The following is a 24,008-nucleotide window of genomic DNA, read 5'->3' on the forward strand; positions in this document are numbered from 1 at the left end:
AGGGACACTATGTCCCTCGATGTGGCATTCACGGACGACCGGGGTTCAGGGGCGGATGACCTCGGCGATGGCGTCGATGCCGCGGTCCAGCTCCTCACGGGTGATCACCAGCGGCGGGGCGACGCGCAGCGTGCGGTCGTGCGTCTCCTTGCACAGCACGCCGCGGGCGGCCAGGGCCTCCGACGCCGCCCGGCCCTCGGGGCCGCCGGGGGCGATGTCGATGCCCGCCCACAGGCCGCGGCCGCGGACCTCGGACAGCCCGCTCCCGACCAGCTCGGTCAGGCGCGTGTGCAGGTGGGCGCCCAGTTCGGTGGAGCGCTGCTGGAACTCGCCGGTCTGCAGCAGCTTCACGACCGCGCGGCCGATCGCGCAGGCCAGCGGGTTGCCGCCGAACGTCGAGCCGTGCTCGCCCGGCTTCAGCACGCCCAGCACGTCGCGGCTGCCGACCACCGCGGACACCGGCAGGATGCCGCCGCCGAGGGCCTTGCCCAGCGTGTAGACGTCGGCGCGGACACCCTCGTGGTCCAGCGCCAGCACGGTGCCGGTGCGGGCCAGGCCGGACTGGATCTCGTCGGCGATCAGCAGCACGTTGTGGTCGTCGCAGGCCGCGCGGACGTCGGCGAAGTAGCCCGACGGCGGCACGATGACGCCGGCCTCGCCCTGGACCGGCTCGAGCAGGACGGCGGCCGTGCGCGGGGTGATCGCGTCGCGCAGGGCGGCGGCGTCGCCGTACTTCACCGTGACGAAGCCCGGGGTGAACGGGCCGAAGTCGGCACGCGCGGTCTCGTCGGTCGAGAACGACACGATCGTGGTGGTCCGGCCGTGGAAGTTCGAGTCGGCGACGATGATCTCGGCGGTGCCGTCCGGCACGCCTTTGACCGTGTGCGCCCACTTGCGGGCGAGCTTGACCGCGGACTCGACGGCCTCGGCGCCCGAGTTCATCGGCAGCACCATCTCGGTGCCGGTCAGCTCGGCCAGCTCGCGGCAGAACAGGCCGAGCTGGTCGTGGTGGAACGCTCGCGACGTGAGCGTGACGCGGCCGAGCTGCTCGACGGCGGCGCCGATCAGGTCCGGGTGGCGGTGGCCGAAGTTCAGCGCCGAATAGCCGGAGAGGAAGTCCAGGTAGGACCGGCCTTCGACGTCGGTCACCGTCGCCCCGGAGGCTTCGGCGATCACGACGGGCAGCGGGTGGTAGTTGTGCGTGCTCCATTGCTCGTCGAGCGCGATGAAGCTCGCGGCGGTGGGGGCGGCGGTTTCCCGGCCGGCGAACGTCGTCATGCGTTCAGGTTAGAGACCGCAGACGCAGAGTTCAGCCGGGAATCGTTGCTTTCACCCGTTGTTCGTTGCGCAATTCGCGGATCCGACCCCCGAATCGCTGCGCCGCCACCCGGCCGGGTGCGTCGACAGGAAAGCCGCCGCCCGAGTCGTTAACCTCGCGGGATGGGCAAGAAGAACGACGAGGGAAGCCGGGTCCGGGACGCGCTGCGGATCACCGGGGAGCTGCCGGACCCGGGCTCGGCGCCGGTCGGGCCCGGCAAGAAGCCGAAGGCCCTCGCCAAGCTCGGCACCGCGGGCGAGCGGCTGTCCGCGCTGCAGGAGGCGCTCTACGCCGAGGGTGTCGGCGGCGGCGAACGCAACGTCCTGCTGGTGCTGCAGGGCATGGACACCTCGGGCAAGGGCGGCACGGTCTCGCACGTGCTCGGCCTGGTCAACCCGATGGGCGTGCACTACTCGGGGTTCAAGGCGCCGACGGCGGCCGAGCGGCGCCACCACTACCTCTGGCGGATCCGCAAGCAGCTGCCGGTACCCGGCCAGATCGGCGTGTTCGACCGCTCGCACTACGAGGACATCCTGGTCCCGCGGGTGTCCGGGCTGCTCAGCGCGGAGGAGCGCCGCCGCCGCTACAGCGAGATCAACGCGTTCGAGAAGGAGCTGACCGACGGCGGCACCACCGTCGTCAAGGTCTTCCTGCACATCTCGCCCGAAGAGCAGCTCAAGCGGCTGAAGGCCCGGCTGGAGACGCCCGAGAAGCACTGGAAGTACAACCCGGGCGACCTCGAGGCTCGGTCGCACTGGCCCGCCTACCAGAAGGCCTACGCCGACATCTTCAAGAAGACGTCGACGGACTACGCGCCGTGGCACGTCGTGCCGGCCGACCACAAGTGGTACCGGAACTGGGCCGTCGCGGAGCTGCTCATCGAGACCCTCACCGAGCTGGACCCGAAGTTCCCGCAGCCGGACTACGACGTCGACGCCGAGCTGGCGAAGCTGAAGGGTGTTGGCGTACCGGCCTGAGTGTCTGGAAGAGTGCGGGCGTGACCGATGTCGACGATCTCCCGTTCCTCCGCAAACAGGCCCGTACCCAGCGCTTCACCCTCGGCGCGCCGAAGGCGTTCCGGGTCGCCCCGGACGGTTCGCGCGTGCTGTTCCTGCGGGCGGAGTCGGGTACCGACCCGCGGCACAGCCTCTGGTCGGCCGACCTCGCGAGCGGCGCCGAGACGAAGGTCGTCGACGCCGCCGAGCTGCTGCCCGGCGAGGAGGAGCTGCCGGCCGAGGAGCGGGCGCGGCGCGAACGGGCCCGCGAGACCGGCGGCGGGGTCGTCCACTACGGCGTCGACGCGGGCTTCACGGTCGCGGCCTTCACGCTCTCGGGCAAGCTCTACACCCTGGATCTCGCGTCCGGCGAGGTGACGCTGCGGGTCGACGGCGCGGTCATCGACCCGCGGCCGAGCCCCACCGGCACGCACGTCGCGTACGTGCAGGACCGCCGGCTGCACGTCATGGAGCTGGCCACCGGCGACGACCGGGTGCTGGCCGGCGAGGACGACGAAGACGTCTCCTGGGGGCTCGCCGAGTTCATCGCCGCCGAGGAGATGGACCGCACCCGCGGCTACTGGTGGGCCCCGGACGGCGCCGCGCTGCTGGCCGAGCGCGCCGACCGCGGTCCGGTGCCGCGCTGGACCATCGCCGACCCGGCCAACCCGCAGAACCCGGCCAACGTCGTCGCCTACCCGGCCGCGGGCACCACGAACGCCCTGGTCACGCTGGCCGTCCTCGGCCTGGACGGCTCGCGCGTCGACGTCGCGCCGGGGGAGTGGGAGTACCTCGCCTCGGTGCACTGGTCGGCGGGCGGCGCGCCGCTGCTGGCCGTCGAGCCGCGCGACCAGACGCGGCTGGACGTGCTCGCCCTCGACGTCACCGACGGCTCGACGTCGGTCGTGCACACCGCCACCGACCAGCACTGGATCGACATCGTCGGCGGCGTCCCGGCGTGGACGCCGGACGGGCGCCTCGTCACCGAGCGGATGGTCGACGGCGACCACCGGCTCTACGTCGGCGAAGACGCCGTCACCCCGGCCGGGCTGCAGCTGCGCGCGGTCCTCGACGTCGGCGACGAGCTGCTCTTCAGCGCGTCCGACGAGGACTCGACGCAGATCCACGTCTACCGCACCGAAGGCGGTTCGATCCACCGGGTGTCCACTGTGGACGGCGTACACCACGGCGCCGGGTCCGCCGCGGTGACCGTGCTGTCGTCGTGGAGCCTGGAGCACAGCGGCCCGCGCGTCTCGGTGCTGCGCGACGGCGCCGAGGCCGTGGCGATCGCGTCGTCCACTGTGGACCCCGACATCGTGCCGAACCTGACCTGGCTGACGCTGGGGGAGCGCGGCCTGCGCGGCGCCCTGCTGCTGCCCCGGGGCTACGAGCCGAGCGAGGGCAAGCTGCCGGTGCTGCTCGACCCGTACGGCGGCCCGCACGCCCAGCGCGTGCTGCAGAGCCGCAACGCGTTCCTGACGTCGCAGTGGCTGGCCGACCAGGGGTTCGCGGTGCTCGTCGCCGACGGCCGCGGCACGCCCGGGCGCGGCGCGGTGTGGGAGCGAGAGATCCACGGCCGCCTCGCCGACGTCACCCTGCAGGACCAGGTCGACGCGCTGCAGGCCGCGGCCGCGCGGTTCCCCGAGCTGGACGTCGAGCGCGTCGCGATCCGCGGCTGGTCCTACGGCGGTTACCTGTCCGCGCTGGCCGTGCTGCGCCGCCCGGACGTCTTCCACGCGGCGGTCGCGGGAGCGCCCGTCACGGACTGGTCGTTGTACGACACGCACTACACCGAGCGTTACCTCGGGAAGCCTCAGGACGAGGTGGAGAGCTACGCGCACAACTCGCTGATCGAGAGCGCCGGCGAGCTGAGCCGGGCGCTGCTGATCGTGCACGGGCTGGCCGACGACAACGTGTTCGTCGCCCACTCGCTGCGGCTGTCGTCGGCGCTGCTGGCGAAGGGCCGCTCGCACGTGTTCCTGCCGCTGGCCGGGGCCACCCACATGACGCCGCAGGCCGAAGAGGTCGCGGAGAACCTGATGCGCACCCAGGTGGACTGGATCCTGCGTGAGCTTTCCGTCGTGGAGAAGGAGATCGCATGAGCCGCTGGGGCCTCACGATTCCGCTGACCGGGGTGCCGTTGACGGCGCACCGTGAGCTGGTCGAGCAGCTGCCGGACCTGGGTTACACCGACGCGTGGACGGCCGAGACGGCGGGCACCGACGCGTTCACGCCGCTGGTGCTCGCCTCGCAGTGGGCGCCGCAGCTGCGGCTCGGCACCGCGATCGTGCCGGTGTACACGCGTGGTCCGGGTCTGCTGGCGATGCAGGCGGCGACGGTGGCCGAGCTGGCGCCGGGCCGGTTCGTGCTCGGCATCGGCGCGTCGTCGCCGGTGATCGTCTCGAACTGGAACGCGGCGCCGTTCGAAGCGCCGTTCGCGCGGTCGCGGGACACCTTGCGGTTCCTGCGCTCGGCGCTGACGGGGGAGAAGGTCAGCGAGAAGTACGAGACGTTCGCCGTCTCGAAGTTCCGCCTGGAGCGCCCGGCCGACCCGCCGCCGTCGATCATGCTGGCCGCGCTGCGCCCGGGCATGCTCAAGCTGGCCGCGCGCGAGGCCGACGGCGCGATCACGAACTGGCTGGCGCCCACGGACGTGCCGAAGATCCGCGCGGTCGTGGGCCCGGACGTCGAGCTGGCGGCCCGGATCTTCGTCTGCCCCACCGAGGACGCCGCCGCGGCGCGGGGCCTCGGCCGGATGCTGATCTCGAGCTACCTCACGGTCCCGGTGTACGCGGCGTTTCACGAGTGGCTCGGCCGCGGCGAGGCCCTCGCCCCGATGCACGAGGCCTGGGCGGCGGGCGACCGCCAGAAGGCCAACCAGGTCATCCCGGACGCGGTGGTGGACGACCTGATCGTCCACGGCAGCCTCGACTCGTGCCGGGAACAGATCCAGTCCTATGTGGACAACGGCCTGACGACGCCGATCATCGCGCTGTTGCCGACGGGCGGCGACCCGTTCGAGCAGGTCCGGGCCCTGGCCCCGCGCTGACCCTTCGCCGAGTCGTCGCGCGAGAAACCGGCGCGCGGCAAGGCTTTCGTGCGGCGAGCCAACCGCGCGCACGAAAGCCTCGCCTCGCGCGCGGCGCCGGGTGATCCCGGCGAGATCCGGGTGGAAGCGGCGGCACACGGCTGCAGCCCGGCGTCGCCGCATGAAGCGCAAGTGGTCGGCAGCACGCTCGCCGAGTACGTCGACCGGATATCGGACACCGCGTCGGCCGGGAAGACGGTGGGCGACCAGTCAGACCGCGTCCGCCGGCGCCCCGATCGGGGCCAGCCCGGCGATCCGCGCTCGCAGCCCGTCGTCACAGCCGATCACCTTCGGGGCCGAACCTACTCCCGATGGCCGACGCGTTCCCGCCGCTCGGTCGCGCATGCTGGAACGGGGCCGGGTGACAGGCAGCCTTCGGTCGCCGTACTGTTGCTCAGCGTAGGCAAGGCAACCCTAAGGAAGGCGGGGGTACATGCGGGCAGACGGGCTGGCCGGGGGCGAAGGCGGCGCGGACCGGCTCGGGGAGCTGATCCCGGCGGCACTGCGCGGCATGGCGGCCGGGGTGGCCGAACGCGGCGGGCCGGTGCCGGCCGGCGGACCCGCCGCGGTGGCCGCGGCGCTCGCCGGTGAAGGGGGCGCGCTGCCACGTCACGGCGTCGGCGCCGAAGCCGCGCTGGAGGAGCTCAGCCGGCTGCTCGCGGCGGGCTCGGCCGATCCCGCCGACCCGGCCTGCGCGGCGCACCTGCACTGCCCGCCGCTCGCGGTGTCCGTCGCCGCCGACGTCGTGGCGAGCGCGCTCAACCCGTCGATGGACTCCTGGGACCAGGCGCCGGTGGCCAGCGAGCTGGAGCGCGAGTTCACCACCGGCATCGCCCGCCTCTGCTACCCGGACGCCGCCGCGCCGGACGCCGTCGTGACCACCGGTGGCACCGAATCCAACCTGCTCGGGCTGCTGCTCGCCCGCGAGCGGGACGCGCACGTCCGGCCCGTCTGCGGCGTCAACGCCCACCACAGCGTCGCCCGCGCGGCCTGGCTGCTCGGCCTGCCCGCGCCGGTCGTCGTCGCGTGCGAGGGCGATCGCCTGCTCCCGGCCGCGCTCGCCGAAACCCTCCGCGACCTGGGCGCGTCCGCCGTCGTCGTCGCGACCGCCGGCACCACCAACACCGGCACGATCGACCCGCTGCCCGAGATCGCCGAGATCTGCCGCCAAGCGGGTGCCCGGCTGCACGTCGACGCCGCGTACGGCGGGATGGCGCTGTGCAGCACCGCGCTCCGGGCCCAGCTCGCCGGGCTGGAGCAGGCCGACTCCGTCGCGCTCGACCTGCACAAGTTCGGCTGGCAGCCGGTCGCGGCCGGGCTCTTCGCCGCCCGCGAGGCCGCCGACCTCGGCGCGCTGACCGTGCGGGCCGAGTACCTCAACGCCGACGACGACACCGAGGCCGGCCTGCCGGACCTGCTCGGCCGCTCGATCCGGACGTCGCGGCGGCCGGACGCGTTCCGGATGGCCGTCACCGTGCGAGCGCTGGGCACCGACGGCCTCGGCGCGCTCGTCGAGCACTGCTGCGACACCGCCGGCGAGGTCGCGGCCGTCGTCGACGCCCACCCCGGCCTGCGCCTCTGGGGCGCGCCGGAGCTGTCCACCGTCGTCCTGCGCCCGGTCGTCGCCGAGAACCTCGCGGACGCCGAAGCCGACGAACTGGTCGCCCGGGTCCGCCGCGCGCTGCTGGAGGCGGGCACCGCGGTGATCGGCCGGGCCGCGCTGCCGACCGGCCCCGGCGGCGCGCCGCAGCTGTGGCTCAAGCTGACGCTGCTGCACCCCGAAACCACGGTCGAGGACTACCGCCCGCTGCTGGACCGGATCGCCGCCACGGCGGGCGCCGAGCTCGTCGCGAACCGGGAAAGCCCGGTCGCTTCGTGAGGCGCCACCACCTGGCGGGCATCGGGATCGGGCCGTTCAACCTCTCGCTCGCGGCGCTCGCCGCCCCGGTCGACGGCCTGGACGCGGTGTTCTTCGACGCCCGCCCGGAGTTCCGGTGGCACCCGGGCCTGCTGGTCGAGGGCGCGAGCCTGCAGGTGCCGTTCCTCGCCGACCTGGTGACGCTGGTCGACCCGACGAACCCGTTGTCGTTCCTCAACTACCTGCGCGACCGCGGCCGGCTGCTGCCCTTCTACTTCGCCGAGCGGTTCCACCTGCCGCGCGCCGAATACGACGACTACGGCCGCTGGGCCGCGGCGCGGCTGCCGTCGTGCCGGTTCGGCCACGAGGTCACCGGCGTCCGGTGGGACGCGGCCGAAGCGGCGTTCGAGCTGACGGTCGCCGGCACCGAACCGGTGCTGGCCGACGCCGTCGTGCTCGGCGTCGGGTCGGTGCCGTCGGTGCCGGAACCGTTGCGGGACCTGGTTTCGGACCCGGACACCCTTGCCTTGCACTCCGCGGACTTCCTCACCCACCGGGCCGCACTGGTGGCCGCCGAGAGCGTCACGGTCGTCGGGTCCGGGCAGTCGGGGGCCGAGGTCGTCCTCGACCTGCTGCGCGCGCGGTCCACTGTGGACGGCCTGCGCTGGCTGGCGCGGACCCTGGCGTTCGCGCCGATGGAGTACTCGAAGCTCGGGCTGGAGCAGTTCACCCCGGACTACACCGCCTACTTCCACGGCCTGCCGAGCGCGGTCCGCGACCGCCTGCTGCCCACGCAGTGGCAGCTGTACAAGGGGATCGACGCCGAGACGATCGCGGCGATCCACGACGAGCTCTACCGCCGCAGCATCGGCGGCGGCTGGCCCGCCGCGGTGCTGAGCCCGGGCGTCGAGGTCGTCTCGGCATCCACTGTGGATGGACAAGTCGACTTGGGCCTCCGGCACGCGCAGCAGGGCCGCAACGGGACCGTGCGCACCGCCGCCGTCGTCGCGGCCACCGGCTACACCGAAACGCCGACCGGGCCGCTGCTGGCCGGGCTCGGCGACGCCGTGCACCGCGACGACCGGGGCCGGCTCGTGGTCGGCGCCGACCACCGCGTCGCCCTCGACGTGCCGGGGCCGCTGTTCGTGCAGAACGCCGAACGGCACACGCACGGGCCGGGCGCCCCCGACCTCGGCCTGGGCGCCTGGCGGGCGGCCGTGATCCTCAACGCCGTGTGCGGCAAGACCGTGCACGAGCTGCCCGACCGCACCGCCTTCACCACGTTCGGCCTGGAGGACAAGTGAGCATCGACGAGGCGGCCGCCTGGCGCGCGGCCGGTGCCCTGATCACGCACAAGATGCTCGGCGAGCTGTCGTACGAGCACATGCTGGAGCCGGTGGCCGACGGCGACAGTTACCGGCTCGAGCTGCCGGACGACGTCGTCTATACGTTCCAAGCTCGGCGCGGCGCTTTCGACGCCTGGACGGTGGTCGCGGGCAGCGCGCACCGGTCCGGCGAGCCGGCCACCGACCCGCGCACGCTCGTCGTGGACGCCCGGAAGACGTTGGGACTCAGCGGGTTGCGGCTGGCCGACGTCCTGGCCGAGCTGACCGCGACGGTCGCCAACGAGGCCGCCCGCCTGCGCCGCGCACCGACCGCGGCCGAACTGTCCGCACTGGACTACAACGTCGCCGACGGGCACCTCACGGGTCACCCGCGGCTGGTGCTCAACAAGGGCCGCGTCGGCTTCTCCGCGCTCGACCGCGCCCGCTACGCGCCGGAGGCCGGGGCCGACGTCCGGCTGCGCTGGTTCGCCGTCCACCCCGAGCACGCCGAGTTCCGCTGTGTCGACGAGCTGAGCCGGGACGCGTTGCTGGCCGCCGAACTCGGCGACCTGCGCGCGGAGTTCGCCGGCCGCGCGCCCGACGGCTACGTGTGGGTGCCGGTGCACCCGTGGCAGGCCGACGAAATCCTCGGCACGCTCTACGCCGCCGAGCTGGCCACCGGCGTCATGATCGACCTCGGCGAGAGCGCCGACGGCTACCGCGCGCACCAGACCGTCCGGACGCTGGCGAACGTGAGCACGCCCGGGCGGCACGACGTCAAGACCGCCGTGTCGGTGCGCAACACGCTCGTCTACCGCGGGCTCAACTCCGCGGCCACGCTCGCCGGGCCGTCGGTGACGTCGTGGCTGCGCCGGGTCAGCGCGGGCGATCCGCTCCTGGCCGGGAAGTACCGCTTCGGGCTGCTCGGCGAGGTCGCGAGCGTGTCGGTGAAGCACCCGCTGTTCGGGCACCTGGAGGAGCTGCCGTACCGGTTCCACGAGACCCTCGGTGCGTTGTGGCGGGAACCCCTCACCGCGCACCTGGCGGCCGGGGAGCGCGCGATCTCGTTCGCCGCACTGCCTTATCGCGGGCCCGACGGCGTCTCGGTGCTGGCCCACCTGATCGGCGACGGCGACCCGGAGGCGTGGCTGACGCGGCTGTTCGACCTGACGCTCACGCCGTTGCTGCAGTGGCTGCTGCGCCACGGCGTCGGCTTCTGCCCGCACGGCCAGAACCTGATCCTCGTCGTCGACGCCGCCGGCGTGCCGCAGCGGGTGCTGATCAAGGACTTCGCGCAGGGCGTCGACCTGCTCGACGAGCAGCTCGAAAGCTACGAAAGCCTCCCGCCCGAGGCGGCCGCCGACATGCTGCGCTGGCCGGCGCACCTGCTCGCGCAGTCGCTGTTCAGCTCGGTGTTCTCCGGGCAGTTCCGGTTCTGGGCTGAGGTGCTGCTCGACGAGCTGGGCCTGCCGCGGGCGAGGTTCTGGGCGCCGGTGCGCGAGATCGTCGGCCGCTACCGCGACGAGAACCCGGACGTCGCCGCGCGGTTCGACGCGTGCCGGCTGTTCGCACCGGACGTCGAGCGCGTCACGCTCAACCGCGAGCACTTCGCCGGGCAGGGCTTCGACAAGGTGGAGCGCGACGACGAGTTCGACGTCCGCTTCGGCCGGGTGCCGAACCCGCTGCACAGCGCGGATCCCGGCGGCGCGTGGTGACGCCGTTCGCGCGCCCGGCCGGCCCGCGGTCGCTGGCCGCCCGGCGCGCGGCGGCCGTGACCGGGGAAGGCGTGCTGCGCGGGGTGCTCGCCGAGGACGGCGCGCGGCTGCTCCTGCTGGTGCCCGACCCGCACGCCCGCTTCGCCGCCGTCGAGCTGGCCGCGCCGTTCGCCGCCGACGTCCTCACCGACGGCTACGGCGTCTGCAGCTACGTCTTCGCGTGGACGCCCGAGCGCGCGGCGCTGCCGGAGTCCGGGGCGCTCGGTGGCTACCTGAATGGCTACCTGGAGGGCTACGGCGACCTGCGGATGCGGCCGGACGCGGCGAGCGCGATCCCGCTCGGCGACCGGACGTGGGCGGTGGTGTGCGACGCCGAGTGGCCGGCCGGACCGGTCGCGGAGCTCGCCCCGCGCGAGGTGCTGCGGGGGCAGCTCGAAGCCCTCGAAGGGCTCGGGCTGGTGCCGTCGGTGGGCATCGAGCACGAGGTGGTGTTCCGCGACGCGGCCGGCGAGCCGCTCACCGCGCACGGCGCCGACTACGCGGTCGGCGGCACCGAGCGCCTGGCGCCGCTGCTGCGCGACCTGCGGGTGGCGCTCGACGAGGCCGGGCTGGGCGTCGAGTCGGCGCGCGCGGAGTGCCACCCGGGCCAGTACGAGATCGTGCTGCGCCACCGCGACGCCCTCGCCGCCTGCGACGACGTCCTGCTGCAGCAGCTGATCGTCCGCCGGGTCGCGGCACGCCACGGCGTCACCGCCGACTACCTCGCGGCGCCCGCGCCCGGCCAGGGCAACTCGGGGCACGTCCACCTGTCACTGTCCGCCGTGGACGGTTCCGGGCCGGATCTGCTGGGCGGGTTCCTGGCGGGCGTGCTGCGGGACGCGCGGGCGCTGACGGCCGTGTGGGCGCCGACGTGGAACGGCTACGTCCGGCTGCGGACGGCACCGTTCTCCCCGCGCGAGATCCGCTGGGGCCACGACGACCGGACGGCGTCGGTCCGCGTGGCCGGGCCCGCGGCGAACCGCCGCCTGGAGTTCCGCTTCCCGGGTGCCGACGCCCAGCCCCACCTGGTCGTCGCGGCCCTGCTGGCGGCCGGGCGGTTCGGGCTGGAGGAGGGCCTGACGCCGCCGCCGGCCGGGACGACCGTGGACGAGCTGGCGACGTCGCCGTGGGAGGCGCTGGCGCTGATCTCGGACGGCCGGGCCGGCAAGCTGCTCGGCGTCGACGTCGCGGCGCAGCTGACGGCGTTGCTCACGGAGGAGATCGAGTCCGGTCTGGACGCGGTGACCGACTGGCAGCGGCGCCGGGGCGCCCTCCGGGCCTGAGCCTGCACCCCTCTTCACCCGCTGGGGGTTGCGCGGCGGGCTCCGGGTGCGCAGGCTCGACACCGTGAGCGAGCACGAGTACGACCTCATCGTCATCGGTTCGGGCCCGGGCGGGCAGAAGGCCGCCATCGCGGCCGCGAAACTGGGCAAGAAGGTGGCGGTCGTCGACCGGCACGACATGGTCGGCGGGGTGTGCGTCAACACCGGCACGATCCCGTCCAAGACCCTGCGCGAAGCGGTGCTCTACCTGACCGGCATGAACCAGCGCGAGCTGTACGGCGCCAGCTACCGCGTCAAGCAGGACATCACCATCGCCGACCTGCTGGCGCGCACCCACCACGTGGTCGGGCGCGAGGTCCAGGTGGTGCGCGCCCAGCTGATGCGCAACCACGTCGACCTCATCGCCGGCCTCGGCTCGTTCGCCGACCCGCACACCGTGGTCGTCGACGGCAAGCACGCCGGGGACCGCCGGACGCTGACCGGGGACTACGTCGTGATCGCCACCGGCACCCGGCCCGCGCGGCCCGGGCACGTCGACTTCGACGCCGCCCGCGTGCTGGACTCCGACGAGATCCTGCGGCTCGAACAGATCCCGTCGTCGCTCGTCGTGGTCGGCGCGGGCGTGATCGGCATCGAGTACGCGTCGATGTTCGCCGCGCTCGGCTCGCGCGTCACCGTGGTCGAGCAGCGCGACCAGATGCTCGACTTCTGCGACCCCGAGATCGTGGAGTCGCTGAAGTTCCAGCTGCGCGACCTCGGCGTCACGTTCCGGTTCGGCGAGAAGGTCGCCGACGTCGCGGTGTCCGACGACGCGACGATCACGACGCTGGTCAGCGGCAAGCGCATCCCGGCCGACGGCGTGATGTACTCCGCCGGCCGCCAGGGCATGACCGGCTCGCTCGCGCTGGACCAGGCCGGGCTGGCCGCGGACGAGCGCGGCCGGCTCGTCGTCGACGAGCACTACCGCACCGAGGTCCCGCACATCTACGCCGTCGGCGACGTGATCGGCTTCCCGGCGCTCGCGGCGACGTCGATGGACCAGGGCCGGCTCGCGGCCTACCACGCGTTCGGCGAGCCGGCGAACGGCCTCGGCGCGCTGCAGCCGATCGGCATCTACACGATCCCGGAGATCTCGTACGTCGGGGCGACCGAGGCCCAGCTGACGTCGTCGTCGGTGCCGTACGAGGTCGGCATCGCCCGCTACCGCGAGCTCGCGCGCGGCCAGATCACCGGCGACAGCTACGGCATGCTGAAGCTGCTGGTGTCCACGAAGGACCGGAAGCTGCTGGGCGTGCACGTGTTCGGCACGGGCGCGACCGACCTGGTCCACATCGGACAGGCGGTGATGGGCTGCGGCGGCACGGTCGACTACCTCGTCGACGCGGTGTTCAACTACCCGACGCTCTCGGAGGCCTACAAGGTGGCCGCGCTGGACGCCACCAACAAGATCCGCGCCCTGGACCGGTTCACCTCCTGACACCGTCGTCGCCGAATTCGCCAGGCTCTGTGACACCAGGGGTCGTGAGTGTTTAGGAGGGTTAGAACCCTCCTAAACACTCACGACAACCCGCGCCGAGCGTCAGGTGAGCTTCGTCGTGCGGGTCGCCGGCACGGCTTCCGTGCGCAGCGCACGGTCGCGCGGTGGGCCCTGCGCACCACCCGCCCCTGCTGATACCTCGCGAAGGCGGCCCCATCCGCACCACCCGTCCCACCCGCCGCGAACGCGTTTGACACCCCAATAGAACATGTGTTCGACTGCCGGAGTGCGATGGGATCGGCAGCGAGCAGGGGAGGGTGAGCCGGCACTGCCCGGGCTGGAAGGCCTGGTGCGTTCCGTGCGGTCACCGGAATTCGACGGCGTCACCTTTCACGAGGTGAACGCCCGCTCGGTGCTGAACAAGGTGCCTGCGGGCTCCGGGGTGCCGTTCAGCTGGACCGTGAACCCGTACCGCGGCTGCTCCCACGCCTGTACCTACTGCCTGGAGGGCGGCACCCGGATCCTGCTCGCCGACGGCCGGACGCGGGCGCTGTCGGAGCTGAAGGTCGGCGACGCGATCTACGGCACCCGCGGCCACGGCGCGGCCCGGCGGCTGGTGCCGACCACGGTGCTCGCGCACTGGACGACGTTGCGCGACGCCTACCGCGTCACCCTCGACGACGGCACGCGGCTCGTCGCGAGCGGCGATCACCGGTTCCTCACCTCGAAGGGCTGGAAGCACGTCACCGGCAGCAAGCTCGGCGCCGCCCAACGGCCGCACCTGACCCCCGGGGCCGAGCTGATCGGCGTCGGCCGGTTCGCGCCGACGCCCGACGAGACGCTCGGCTACCGCGCCGGCTACCTGTGCGGGATGCTGCGCTCCGGCGGGTTCGGCGCGGAGGCGGACGCGGCCGCGCGGGCGCTGGAGTACCTGCCCGACTTCGGGGCGTCGGTCGGCTTCCTGAAGGTGCCCGCCGACCCGGACGCGCACTGGCGGCGCGGGTTCCTCGCCGGCGTCTTCGACCTCGCCGGCAGCCACGGCCGCGGGATGCTGTCCGTCGCGCACGACGAGCCGGAGATCGCCGACGCCTTCGCGGCGGCGCTCACCAGCTTCGGCTTCGCGCACCAGCTCGACGAAGTGCCGAAGTTCCCGACGCGCCAAGAGGTCCGGTTGCTCGGCGGCGCCGGCGAGGTCCTCCGGTTCCTGCACCTGAGCAACCCGGCGGTCGCCTGGAAACGCTCGCTCGACGGCTCGGTGATCGGCGCCAGCCGGCGGCGCGTCGAGGCGATCGAGCCGCTGGGCCTGCAGCTCCCGCTGTTCGACATCACCACCGGCACCGGCGACTTCATCGCCGACGGCATGGTGTCGCACAACTGCTTCGCCCGGAACACCCACACCTACCTGGACTTCGACGCCGGCCGTGACTTCGACACCCAGGTCGTCGTCAAGGTCAACGCCCCGCAGGTGCTGGCGGCGCAGCTGAAGCGGCCGTCCTGGCGGCGCGAGCCCGTCGCGATGGGCACCAACACCGACCCGTACCAGCGCGCGGAGGGCCGCTACGGGCTGATGCCGGGCATCATCACGGCGCTCGCGCGGTCCGGCACGCCGTTGTCGGTGCTCACGAAGGGCACGGTGCTGGCCCGGGACCTGCCGCTGCTGCAGCGCGTCGCGGCGGACGTCCCGGTCGGCCTCGCCGTGTCGATCGCGCTGCTCGACCGCGAGCTGCAGCACCGTCTCGAACCGGGCACGCCGAGCCCGCGGGCGCGGCTGGAGCTCGTCCGCAAGGCCCGTGAGGCCGGGCTGCCGTGCTCGGTACTGGTGGCGCCGGTGCTGCCGTGGCTGACCGACTCCGCCGAGGCCCTCGACGCGCTGTTCGCGCGGCTGGCCGAGGTGGGCGCCACGAGCGTGACGGTCATCCCGCTGCACCTGCGCCCGGGCGCCCGCGAGTGGTTCGGCCGCTGGCTGGCGGGCACGTACCCGGCGCTGGTCCCGCGCTACCGGGAGCTGTACGCGAAGGGGAGCTACGTGCAGAAGGCGTACCGCGAGCGGCTCGGCGAGCGGGTGGCGCCGCTGCTGAGGCGGCACGGGCTGGCCCCGAAGACGGGGTACGAAGTACGGACGCCGGAGCCGCCGGTGCCGTCGGTGTCGTCGCAGGGGGAGGACGTACCGCCCGCCGAACAGCTGCGGTTGCTGTGACGGCCCCGCGGTGCCCTGTCACGGCGGAGCGCGTCCGGTGCTCACTCAGCGGGACGGCTCCCGCTCGCCGGGCGATTCCGGCTACTCTGATGGCCCAGTGGGTCAGCGTCCGCAGTGAGTCCTTTGACTGTCCTTTATGGACCACGATTGCGGTACGTGATCCTCCCACCGGGCGGCCGTGTGAGTGAGGCCGTCACCCCCGACAACCGTGACACTGCACCGTTCGCCGTAACCCGGCGGGTGGTGTCGGGTGCTTGCGGGAAAATGTCCGATCGTGTCGTTGTCGGGCCCCCTCACCGACGCCTAACGTCGAAGGGATCGATCCGAAAGGAGCCGGACGTTGACGACCTCGCAGACCGACCGTGTCGCGGCGGCCCGGCTCGCCTGGGCCGCGCTGAAGCTGACCCGGGCCGGCCGTCACCCGGTGGGCGTCGACCGGCTCGCCGGGACCGTCGGCGTCACCCCGGCCGAAGCGCGCCGGCTCGTCGAGCTGATCGGCTTCACCCTGCACCGCGACCTCGTCTCGACCGGACCCGCGCCGCGCGGGAGCCACCAGCGGCTCGAGCCCGCCGAAGGCACCCTCGGGGCCGGCCCGGACGGCTCCGTCGACATGTTCCTGCTGGCCCTGGCGACCAACGAGCGTGTGCACGCCGTCGCGACCTGCCCGGTCACCGGCACGCGCATCCGCATCGAGCTCACCCCGTGGGGGATCCTGCAGGCCGACCCGGCCTCCGCCGTCGTCGCCGCGGTCGACCTCGGCTTCGACCTCGACCGCGTCGACGCCGTCGCCTGCGCCGGGCAGCCGTTCTTCGCGTCGGCGTCGGCGGCCGCGAACTGGCTGGTCTCGCACCCCGGCGGGCGGATCTACCAGGTCGCCGCCTACCTCGCCCAGGCCCACCGGCTGGTGGCCGCGCTGGAGGCCCGCCCCAAGTTCGTGCTCTGACGCCCGGCACCGCGGGCAAGTCAAACCTGCCGACGTCGTAGGCTGGGCGGTTCGTTAGCCTTTCCGGGCAGCGAGAACCGTCCATGTCGAAGGAGAGCAGTCGCAGTGCTCCGCACTCACAACGCCGGCACCCTGCGTGCCGAGCAGGCCGGACAGACCGTCACCCTCACCGGATGGGTGGCCCGGCGGCGAGATCACGGCGGCGTCATCTTCATCGACCTCCGCGACGCCAGCGGTGTGGCCCAGGTCGTCTTCCGCGAGGGCGAGATGGCCGAGCGCGCCCACGCGCTGCGCTCGGAGTTCTGCGTCAAGATCGTCGGTGAGGTCGCGAAGCGCCCCGACGGCAACGCGAACGCCGAGATCCCGACCGGCGAGATCGAGGTCCTCGCGACCGAGCTCGAGGTGCTGTCCGAGGCCGCGCCGCTGCCGTTCCCGATCGACGACCGGGTCGACGTCGGCGAGGAGATCCGCCTCAAGCACCGCTACCTGGACCTGCGGCGCAGCGGGCCGGCCGCGGCGATGCGGCTGCGCAGCGAGGTCAGCCGCGCCGCCCGCGAGGTGCTGCACGAGCAGGACTTCGTCGAGATCGAGACGCCGACGATGACCCGCTCCACCCCGGAAGGCGCCCGCGACTTCGTGATCCCGGCGCGGCTGAAGCCCGGGTCCTGGTACGCCCTGCCGCAGTCGCCGCAGCTGTTCAAGCAGCTGCTCATGGTCGGCGGCATGGAGCGGTACTACCAGATCGCGCGCTGCTACCGGGACGAGGACTTCCGCGCCGACCGCCAGCCGGAGTTCACCCAGCTCGACATCGAGATGAGCTTCGTCGAGCAGGACGACGTCATCAAGGTCGGCGAGGACATCGTCACCGCGCTGTGGAAGCTGATCGGGCACGAGATCCCGCGGCCGATCCCGCGCATCACCTACCTCGAGTCGATGGCCAAGTACGGCTCGGACAAGCCGGACCTGCGCTTCGACCTCGAGATCACCGACATGACGGAGTTCTTCGCCGACACGCCGTTCCGCGTGTTCCAGGCGCCCTACGTCGGCGCGGTCGTGATGGCCGGCGGCGCTTCGCAGCCGCGTCGCCAGCTCGACGCGTGGCAGGAGTGGGCCAAGCAGCGCGGCGCGCGCGGCCTCGCGTACATCCTCGTCAACGAGGACGGCACGCTCGGCGGCCCGGTCGCCAAGAACCTGTCCGAGACCGAGCGCGAGAACGTCGCCGCCGCGGCGGGCGCGAAGGCCGGCGACTGCGTCTTCTTCGCCGCCGGCAAGGCCGCGAGCACGCAGCCGCTGCTCGGCGCCGCGCGCGACGAGATCGGCAAGCGCCTCGGCCTGATCGACGAGGACGCCTGGTCGTTCGTGTGGGTCGTCGACGCCCCGCTGTTCGCGCCGGTCGAGGACATCGGTGACGACGTCGCCGTCGGCTCCGGCAAGTGGACCGCCGTGCACCACGCGTTCACCTCGCCGACCCCGGAGTGGATCGACAAGTTCGAGCAGGACCCGGGCAACGCCCTGGCCTACGCCTACGACATCGTCTGCAACGGCAACGAGATCGGCGGTGGCTCGATCCGTATCCACCGCGGCGACGTGCAGAAGCGCGTCTTCTCGCTGATGGGCCTCGGCGAGGAAGAGGCGCAGGAGAAGTTCGGCTTCCTGCTCGACGCCTTCGCGTTCGGCCCGCCGCCGCACGGCGGCATCGCGTTCGGCTGGGACCGCATCGTCATGCTGCTGGCCAAGGCCGACTCGCTGCGTGACGTGATCGCGTTCCCGAAGACCGGCGGCGGCTACGACCCGCTGACCGCGGCGCCCGCGCCGATCACCGCGCAGCAGCGCAAGGAGGCCGGCATCGACGCGAAGCCGGCCGCCCCCGCAACGCAGAACTAATGCTGCACCTCAGGGCCGTGTGCCCGCCGGACAAGACCGCTCAGGCGCTCGACGTCCTGCGGGTACACGCCGGCACCGCGCACCTGATCGTGCACCGCGGTGCCGCCGTTTCGCCCGCGGGAGATCTGCTCGAGGCCGACATCGCGCGCGAAGCGGCGGACGAGATCGTGGACGCGCTGTGCGTGCTCGAGCTCGACCGCACCGGCGGGATCACCCTGGAGGCGCTCGACACCGCGCTGTCCGACGCCGCCGACGAGGCGGAAGAAGCCGCGCCGGGGGAGGGGGCCGACGCCGTCGTGTGGCAGGAGCTGCTGTCCCGCACCGGCGAGGAGTCGCGGCTCAACGTGACGTTCCTGGCGTTCCTCATCATCGCGTGCCTGCTCGCCGCGGTCGGTGTGCTGACCGACTCGGCGGTGACGATCGTCGGCGCGATGGTCGTCGGCCCCGAGTTCGGGCCTCTCGCCGCGCTCGCGGTCGGTCTCGTGCTGCGGCGCTGGGACCTGGTCCGGCAGGCGGGCGCGGCGCTCGCGATCGGCTTCCCGCTGGCCATCGTCGTCACGCTCGGCGGTGCGCTGCTGGTCCGGGTGACGGGCGTCTTCGGCGCGCAGGCGTTCGAGCTGAAGCAGCACAACGAGGTCGACTTCGTGTTCTCGGTGGGCGTACCGTCGCTGGTCGTGGCGATGCTCGCCGGAGCGGCCGGGATGCTCGCCATGACGTCGGCGAAATCGGCCGCGCTCGTGGGGGTCTTCATCTCGGTGACCACGGTGCCGGCCGCGGGATACGCGGTCGTGGCGGCCGTGGCAGGGGAGTGGAGCAGGTGTCTCCAGTCGATCGGGCAGCTGCTCGTGAACCTTCTCGGAATCGTTGCAGCGGCGGCCGTCGTGTTGATCGTGCGCCGGAATGGGCAAGGTTCTCTGAAGGAGCTGCGTCCGCTTTCACGCGGGTGACCCGGATCCGGGCGGGATGCTCCTTGTTGTCCGGATGTCAGTAGTCATGGTTGCTCAGTCACGAGTAGGGTCGGTGACAATGACAGTCGACACCTCCTCCACCGGCGACGCTGGGGTCGGGGCAGGAGCCGAGCAGGATATCGCCGCCGCGGTCGCGGCGGGCGAGTCCGTTCTCTCGCGCCGGTTCGGCAGTGCGATCACGCTGGTTTCGCCCGAGGACCTCGCGGGCAGCGGGCCGGCCACGGTCGTCCGCGCGAGAGTGGTGTCGTCGTCCTTCGCGCTGCCGCGCACGCTGGTCATCAAGCACTACCCGGACCGTCCGGCGCCGGGCGAGGAGGACTCGTTCGCCCAGGAGGCGGTCAGCTACCAGCTGTTCACGGCGCTGTCCCCGGACGAGCGGATGTGCCCGGAACTGCTGGCCCACGACGGCCGCGACCGCGTGCTCGTGCTGGAGGACCTCGGCCGCACGGCGACCCTGGAGGACAAGCTCCACGCCCGCGACTCCCGCGCCGCCGAGCGCGCGCTGCTGTCCTGGGCCCGGTCGCTGGGCCGGCTGCACGCGAACACCGCCGGGCGCGAGGCCGACTTCAACGCCCTGCTGCGCCGCCTCGGCGGACCGGCCAAGTGCGACCACGACGACGTCGACGAGATCTGCGCGCGGGTGCCGTCGCTGATCCAGGACCGGCTGGGCACGCCGGTGCCGGAAGCGGTGCTCGACGCGGTCACGCACGCCGTCGAGCAGTCCCGGTCGACGGCCTTCCGCGCGTTCAGCCCGGTGGAGCTCAGCCCCGACAACAACCTGGTCACCGGCGAGGGGGTGCGGTTCCTAGACTTCGAGTACGGCCGGGTCCGGTCGGCACTGGTCGACGCCGCCAACCTCCGGCTGCCGTTCGCGAGCTGGCCGGACGCGCTGGCGCTGCCCGCGGGCATGAGCGAGGCGATGATCGCGGCGTGGCGCGCGGAGGTGGCGGGCGTGTGGCCCGCCTTCGCCGACGACGAGGCACTGGCCGGCCACCTCACGTCGAGCGAGCTGCTGCGAGTCTGGCTGATCACGGGCGAGGAGCTGGGCGCCCTGGACCTCTCCCGCCACGCGGCCCCGGTGAGCCGCGAGGCGGCCCTGGTGACGTGGTGGCGCGACCTGGCCAAGCACGCGGGCTACGTCCGCATGACGGCGGTCTCGGAGTTCTCGTCAAAGGTGGCAGCGGCCTTGGCGGCCCGGCTGGGCCCGCACGCGGACCTGGCGTTCTACCCAGCCTTCCGCTGACCCGCTTGTCCTCAGCTCGGCCTGGCTTGCGCGGCGCAACGACCGCGATCCGGCGGCGAGATTCCCCGGGCCGACCCCGTGTGTCGGGTCGCCTGACCCGGCGTCCGGCTTGGCATCTTGCTGACCCCGGCCGGACTCGTCCACGGCCCGGCCGCGCCGGCCGGCGAACAGCCGGTTCTTCCGCCCAGGCCTACGCACTTCGCCGAGCCCGGCGTGCTGTCCGGTTTCCGCGGCTCTGTCTCCACGCGAGGGGTCAGTCGGGTCAGAACCCAACGGCCAACTCACGACCGGGATACCGCTGGCCGGCGTCACGCAGGCCCGGCACTCAGCCGCCGCAAGCCAACCCCGCCGCACCAGAAGTCACACGCGCCACACCGGTACCGGTCGTGAGTGTTTAGGAGGGTTCTAACCCTCCTAAACACTCACGACCCCCAGCCGCAACGCCCCGGCGACCGCATCAGCCTCGGCAACCACAAACCGCAGCCGGAATCGGTAGGTCGCCAAGGGCGGGTCCGCTCTAACCCGGCTGACCACTCACGACAGGCCGCGGCAGCCCCGCTTGTCCACAGCCCGGCCGTGATGTGGACAAGCCGGCCCGGACACGGCTTCTCCCGGCCTTTCGTCGGGCCCCGGCGATACGCTGGATGCGGGGCCGGCCCCCAGGGAGGGTGGGGGCTGCTTTAGGGGCGGCAGACGCGGGACATTTCGGACATTCGTGAGCTGAGTGTCAAGAATTCGGCGTGGTGTCGTGGTCGCGTTACCTCGTCCTCACCGCAGGTGAGTCTCCGTGGCCGATGGTTTTGGGCGTGACCGTGACCAGCCTCGAAGTCACTCCCTGTCCCGAACCCTCCCGGCCCGCGCTCAAAGCGGTCCCGAACGTCCCAAACATCCCGGAAGTCCCGAACAGCCCGAGCCTCCCGTCGCTCAGGCGAGCGCGGCGGCTCGTCGTGCTCGGGGACTCGACCGCCGTGGGGCTGGGGGATCCCTTGCCTCGGCGTGGGGGGTGGCGGGGTGTCGGCCCGCTGGTCGCCGCGGCGCTCGGGGTCGGGGCCGACGGCTACCTCAATCCCTCCTTCACCGGTGCCCGGATGCGCTGTGTGCTCGGCGAGCAGGTGCCCGCCGCCGTGGCGCACCGGCCTGATGTGGCGCTCGTGGTCGCCGGGATGAACGACACCCTGCGGCCCGACTTCGACGCCGGTGCCATCGCCGCCGATCTCACCGAGGTCGTGCGGCGGCTCGGTGCGGTCGGTACCACCGTCATCCCCGTCCGGTTCCACGACCACAGCAAGGTGTTCCGCCTCCCGCCGGCCCTCAAGCGTGCCCTCAGCGCCCGCGTCGCCGAGCTGAACGCGGCCATCGACGTCGTCGTCGCCCGCGAAGGCGTGCCCTGCCTGGACCTCGGCCGGCTGCCCGGCGCGTACGACCTGGCGGCGTGGAGCGTCGACCGGCTGCACCCGTCCGAACTGGGGCACCGGATGCTGGCGGACGGCTTCACCGGGCTGCTCGCCGACGCCGGGTTCGACGTCCCGGAACCGGTGAGCCTCACCTGCGGTGGCGGAGTCGAGCCGAGCGCCACGGGACACGTGGGATGGCTGGTGCTGAAGGGGATTCCGTGGCTGTGGCGCCGCGGCCGCGAGTTCCTGCCCTACGCCGCGGTCATCATGTGGAACTCGGTCCGGACGCGCTGAACACCCGCAACGCCTCGGCGTCCGAAGCCGGGTTGCGGACGAAGAAGTCCGCCCACTCCTCGATGTCCGGATAAGCACAGTGCGAGGCCAGGAACCGGCACGCCGCCTCGACGTCGTACCGCGTGCGCCGCAGTTCGACGCCGTCGCCGAGCAACGCCCAGTGCGCACCCCCGGTCCCGTAAGGCATTCCGACGCTGCCGGGGTTCACGATCAGCCGCCGGTCCGCCAGCCGCGTGAACGGCATGTGGGTGTGACCGAGCACCACGGTGGACGCAGAAACGCCGTCCAGGACCTCCGCCCAGCGTTCCAGCGCACTGTCGACGAGCACGATCTCGGTGTCGTCGCGCGGGGTCGCGTGGCAGAACAGGACGCCGTCGAGCGTGACCGTCAGCGGGAGCGCGTCCAGGACCGGCAGATCGCCCGGACGCAGCTGCCGCGCCGCCCACGGGAAGATCGGGTCCGGCACGAACTTCCCGTCGCCGCGCGCGGACGCCGCCAGCTCGCGGTCGGCGTTGCCGCGCACCCAGACCGCGCGCTCGCCCAGGGAAACCAGGCGCTCCAGGGTTTCGACGGGCATCGGCCCGGCGAGCATGTCGCCCAGCAGCACGATCCGGTCCGCCGCGACGACGTCCGGTTCGGCCAGCACCGCTTCCAGCGCCGGCAGGACGCCGTGGATGTCCGAGAGCACCGCGATCCGCATCCGCCCACCCTCGGGCACGGACGCGCCCCGGGCGAGTGGTTTCGCCCAGGGCGCAACCGGTTCAGCCCGTGGTGAGCGGCAGCTCCCGCACGCCGGTCATGTTCGGGTTCACCTGGAACTTCGGCGGCTCACCCGGGATCGTGCGCAGCGCCGGGTAGCGGTCGAACAGGGTGTTCAGCGCCACCCGCCCTTCGAGCCGCGCGAGCGGCGCGCCGATGCAGAAGTGGATGCCGCGGCCGAACGCCAGGTGCGGGTTCGGATCGCGCAGCGGGTTGAACGTGTCCGGCTCGGCGAACACGCGCTCGTCGCGGTTGGCCGCGGCGACCCACACCATCAGCATCTGCTCGGCCGGGATGGTCGCGCCGCCCAGCTGCACCTCGCGGTTCGTCGTGCGGGCCACCGCCGCGAACGGCGAGAGGTAGCGCAGCGACTCCTCGATCAGCGGCGGCACCAGGGCCCGGTCGGCGCGGGCCCGCTCGTCCCACTCCGGGTGCGTGTCGAGGCACAGCACGGCGTTGCCGAGCAGCATCGTGGTGGTGATGTGCCCGGCCAGCAGCAGCACGTTCGCGAAGTTGACGACCTCGTTGCGGGTCAGCTTCTCGCCGTCGAGCTCCGCCTCGACGAGCTTCGTCAGCAGGTCGTCGCGCGGCCGGGTGCGCCGCTCGTCGACGTGCTCGCCGAGGTACTCGACGAGCGCCTTCTGGCCTTCCAGCGACTTCTTGACCGACGCCTGGTTCTCCTCGCTCTGCTCCTTCAGCGAGAACTGCTCGGAGGCGTTGAGCAGCTTGTCCACCCAGCCCTTGAACAGGTGCCGGTCGCTCGCGGGGACCCCCAGCAGCTCCGCGATCACGATCACCGGCAACGGGTAGGCCAGGTCCTCGACGAGCTCCAGCCGGCCGGAACCGCCGGCCTCGTCGAGCATTTCGGTCGTCACCGCGGCGATGCGCGGCTCGAGGTCGGCGACGACCTTCGGCGTGAACGCGCGGCTGACGAGCTTGCGCATCTTGTTGTGCAGCGGCGGGTCCAGCTGCAGCAGGTTGCCCGCCGACATCGCCGCCAGGTCGACGTCCTCGAGCAGCTCCTTCGGCACCAGCCGGGTGGTGTCCGAGGAGTAGGTCCCCGGGTCGCGGAGGATCTCTTCGGCTTCCGGGTGCCCGTAGACGTTCCAGAACCCGAGGTCGGCCGCGTGCCGCACGCGTTCGGCCGGTTGCTTCCCCCGCAGCCAGAACTGGGATTCGTGCAGTCCCCAGGTGTCGGCGAGTGTGGTGGTCATGTCCGCCCCTTTTC

At 72.7% G+C, this 24,008-nt stretch carries 17 protein-coding genes; 14 read left to right on the forward strand and 3 right to left on the reverse strand.

The features are described 5' to 3' along the window. Positions 1 to 45: 45 nt before the first annotated feature. Positions 46 to 1,278 (reverse strand): ornithine--oxo-acid transaminase, encoded by a 1,233-nt coding sequence (gene rocD / locus OG439_RS02850; protein ID WP_326947762.1) that lies wholly within the window; start codon positions 1,276 to 1,278, stop codon positions 46 to 48. Positions 1,279 to 1,440: 162 nt separating this feature from the next. Between rocD and OG439_RS02855 the strand changes: the two genes are divergently transcribed. The 14 genes from OG439_RS02855 to OG439_RS02920 all read left to right on the forward strand — a co-directional run bounded on the left by OG439_RS02855 (position 1,441) and on the right by OG439_RS02920 (position 22,021). After that, the gene (locus OG439_RS02855) at positions 1,441 to 2,295 is read left to right on the forward strand and encodes a PPK2 family polyphosphate kinase (RefSeq protein WP_326947763.1); all 855 of its coding nucleotides are present in this window, start codon (positions 1,441 to 1,443) and stop codon (positions 2,293 to 2,295) included. A gap of 20 nt (positions 2,296 to 2,315) precedes the next feature. Next, on the forward strand, positions 2,316 to 4,415 hold the full coding sequence (locus OG439_RS02860) for a S9 family peptidase (protein ID WP_326947764.1): 2,100 nt from the start codon (positions 2,316 to 2,318) through the stop codon (positions 4,413 to 4,415). Next, the gene (locus tag OG439_RS02865; protein WP_326947765.1) at positions 4,412 to 5,362 is read left to right on the forward strand and encodes an LLM class F420-dependent oxidoreductase; all 951 of its coding nucleotides are present in this window, start codon (positions 4,412 to 4,414) and stop codon (positions 5,360 to 5,362) included. The genes OG439_RS02860 and OG439_RS02865 overlap by 4 nt, the downstream gene beginning before the upstream one ends. A gap of 472 nt (positions 5,363 to 5,834) precedes the next feature. Continuing rightward, positions 5,835 to 7,280 (forward strand): pyridoxal phosphate-dependent decarboxylase family protein, encoded by a 1,446-nt coding sequence (locus OG439_RS02870; RefSeq protein ID WP_326947766.1) that lies wholly within the window; start codon positions 5,835 to 5,837, stop codon positions 7,278 to 7,280. Next, positions 7,277 to 8,563 (forward strand): lysine N(6)-hydroxylase/L-ornithine N(5)-oxygenase family protein, encoded by a 1,287-nt coding sequence (locus OG439_RS02875; protein WP_326947767.1) that lies wholly within the window; start codon positions 7,277 to 7,279, stop codon positions 8,561 to 8,563. The genes OG439_RS02870 and OG439_RS02875 overlap by 4 nt, the downstream gene beginning before the upstream one ends. Further along, complete coding sequence (locus tag OG439_RS02880) at positions 8,560 to 10,299, forward strand: IucA/IucC family protein (protein ID WP_326947768.1); 1,740 nt, start codon at positions 8,560 to 8,562, stop codon at positions 10,297 to 10,299. The genes OG439_RS02875 and OG439_RS02880 overlap by 4 nt, the downstream gene beginning before the upstream one ends. Then, on the forward strand, positions 10,296 to 11,621 hold the full coding sequence (locus OG439_RS02885) for a glutamine synthetase (protein WP_326951478.1): 1,326 nt from the start codon (positions 10,296 to 10,298) through the stop codon (positions 11,619 to 11,621). The genes OG439_RS02880 and OG439_RS02885 overlap by 4 nt, the downstream gene beginning before the upstream one ends. Before the next feature lie 64 nt (positions 11,622 to 11,685). Further along, entirely contained in the window at positions 11,686 to 13,098 is a 1,413-nt protein-coding gene (gene sthA, locus OG439_RS02890) for a Si-specific NAD(P)(+) transhydrogenase (RefSeq protein ID WP_326947769.1), read from the forward strand. Between the two features lie 268 nt (positions 13,099 to 13,366). Then, the gene (locus OG439_RS02895; protein ID WP_326947770.1) at positions 13,367 to 15,295 is read left to right on the forward strand and encodes an intein-containing Rv2578c family radical SAM protein; all 1,929 of its coding nucleotides are present in this window, start codon (positions 13,367 to 13,369) and stop codon (positions 15,293 to 15,295) included. A gap of 340 nt (positions 15,296 to 15,635) precedes the next feature. Next, entirely contained in the window at positions 15,636 to 16,238 is a 603-nt protein-coding gene (gene merB, locus OG439_RS02900) for an organomercurial lyase (protein WP_247049093.1), read from the forward strand. Positions 16,239 to 16,343: 105 nt separating this feature from the next. Further along, positions 16,344 to 18,122, forward strand: coding sequence for an aspartate--tRNA ligase (gene aspS, locus OG439_RS02905; protein ID WP_326947771.1), 1,779 nt, complete (start codon positions 16,344 to 16,346; stop codon positions 18,120 to 18,122). Continuing rightward, positions 18,122 to 19,069: a DUF389 domain-containing protein gene (locus tag OG439_RS02910; protein WP_326947772.1), complete on the forward strand. Its 948-nt coding sequence runs from the start codon at positions 18,122 to 18,124 to the stop codon at positions 19,067 to 19,069. Before aspS ends, OG439_RS02910 begins: the two co-directional genes overlap by 1 nt. A 79-nt stretch (positions 19,070 to 19,148) precedes the next feature. Then, positions 19,149 to 20,333, forward strand: coding sequence for a phosphotransferase (locus OG439_RS02915; RefSeq protein WP_326947773.1), 1,185 nt, complete (start codon positions 19,149 to 19,151; stop codon positions 20,331 to 20,333). Positions 20,334 to 21,127: 794 nt separating this feature from the next. Then, complete coding sequence (locus tag OG439_RS02920) at positions 21,128 to 22,021, forward strand: SGNH/GDSL hydrolase family protein (protein ID WP_326947775.1); 894 nt, start codon at positions 21,128 to 21,130, stop codon at positions 22,019 to 22,021. Here the strand turns inward: OG439_RS02920 and OG439_RS02925 are convergent. Further along, positions 21,993 to 22,721, reverse strand: a complete 729-nt coding sequence (locus OG439_RS02925) for a metallophosphoesterase family protein (RefSeq protein WP_326947776.1) — start codon at positions 22,719 to 22,721, stop codon at positions 21,993 to 21,995. The genes OG439_RS02920 and OG439_RS02925 overlap by 29 nt on opposite strands. A gap of 61 nt (positions 22,722 to 22,782) precedes the next feature. Then, positions 22,783 to 23,994, reverse strand: a complete 1,212-nt coding sequence (locus OG439_RS02930; RefSeq protein WP_326947777.1) for a cytochrome P450 — start codon at positions 23,992 to 23,994, stop codon at positions 22,783 to 22,785. Between the last annotated feature and the right edge of the window lie 14 nt (positions 23,995 to 24,008).

Origin of the sequence: Amycolatopsis sp. NBC_01307 (genome assembly GCF_035975215.1) — a bacterium.
In the GTDB taxonomy this organism is placed as follows: domain Bacteria; phylum Actinomycetota; class Actinomycetes; order Mycobacteriales; family Pseudonocardiaceae; genus Amycolatopsis.

What these genes read in the sequence shown, in the direction of transcription:
- rocD (WP_326947762.1), bottom strand. Translation starts at nt 1,278, where the DNA reads ATGACGACGTTCGCCGGCCGGGAAACCGCCGCCCCCACCGCCGCGAGC.
- OG439_RS02855 (WP_326947763.1), top strand. Translation starts at nt 1,441, where the DNA reads ATGGGCAAGAAGAACGACGAGGGAAGCCGGGTCCGGGACGCGCTGCGG.
- OG439_RS02865 (WP_326947765.1), top strand. Translation starts at nt 4,412, where the DNA reads ATGAGCCGCTGGGGCCTCACGATTCCGCTGACCGGGGTGCCGTTGACG.
- OG439_RS02870 (WP_326947766.1), top strand. Translation starts at nt 5,835, where the DNA reads ATGCGGGCAGACGGGCTGGCCGGGGGCGAAGGCGGCGCGGACCGGCTC.
- OG439_RS02895 (WP_326947770.1), top strand. Translation starts at nt 13,367, where the DNA reads ATGTGTTCGACTGCCGGAGTGCGATGGGATCGGCAGCGAGCAGGGGAG.
- OG439_RS02910 (WP_326947772.1), top strand. Translation starts at nt 18,122, where the DNA reads ATGCTGCACCTCAGGGCCGTGTGCCCGCCGGACAAGACCGCTCAGGCG.
- OG439_RS02915 (WP_326947773.1), top strand. Translation starts at nt 19,149, where the DNA reads ATGACAGTCGACACCTCCTCCACCGGCGACGCTGGGGTCGGGGCAGGA.
- OG439_RS02920 (WP_326947775.1), top strand. Translation starts at nt 21,128, where the DNA reads ATGGTTTTGGGCGTGACCGTGACCAGCCTCGAAGTCACTCCCTGTCCC.
- OG439_RS02925 (WP_326947776.1), bottom strand. Translation starts at nt 22,721, where the DNA reads ATGCGGATCGCGGTGCTCTCGGACATCCACGGCGTCCTGCCGGCGCTG.
- OG439_RS02930 (WP_326947777.1), bottom strand. Translation starts at nt 23,994, where the DNA reads ATGACCACCACACTCGCCGACACCTGGGGACTGCACGAATCCCAGTTC.